We start from the raw sequence: 626 nt of genomic DNA, 5'->3' as shown, positions 1-626 counted from the left end.
GGCACTGTTGCAAATAGTCGCTGGTGATAAACTTATCATCCCCTTTTGCTGATGGAGCTGCACATGAACCCATTCAAAGGCCGGCATTTTCAGCGTGACATCATTCTGTGGGCCGTACGCTGGTACTGCAAATACGGCATCAGTTACCGTGAGCTGCAGGAGATGCTGGCTGAACGCGGAGTGAATGTCGATCACTCCACGATTTACCGCTGGGTTCAGCGTTATGCGCCTGAAATGGAAAAACGGCTGCGCTGGTACTGGCGTAACCCTTCCGATCTTTGCCCGTGGCACATGGATGAAACCTACGTGAAGGTCAATGGCCGCTGGGCGTATCTGTACCGGGCCGTCGACAGCCGGGGCCGCACTGTCGATTTTTATCTCTCCTCCCGTCGTAACAGCAAAGCTGCATACCGGTTTCTGGGTAAAATCCTCAACAACGTGAAGAAGTGGCAGATCCCGCGATTCATCAACACGGATAAAGCGCCCGCCTATGGTCGCGCGCTTGCTCTGCTCAAACGCGAAGGCCGGTGCCCGTCTGACGTTGAACACCGACAGATTAAGTACCGGAACAACGTGATTGAATGCGATCATGGCAAACTGAAACGGATAATCAACGCCACGCTGGG

The 626-nt window shown here is 53.8% G+C and carries 1 protein-coding gene; it reads left to right on the top strand.

The features are described 5' to 3' along the window. Positions 1 to 63 precede the first annotated feature (63 nt). On the top strand, positions 64 to 626 hold a 563-nt coding region (locus R7Q11_RS27400; protein ID WP_214138998.1), incomplete at its 3' end, for an IS6-like element IS26 family transposase.

It is taken from the genome of Vibrio sp. 970, from assembly GCF_033339075.1.
This window is presented reverse-complemented; position numbering and strand designations above follow the sequence as displayed.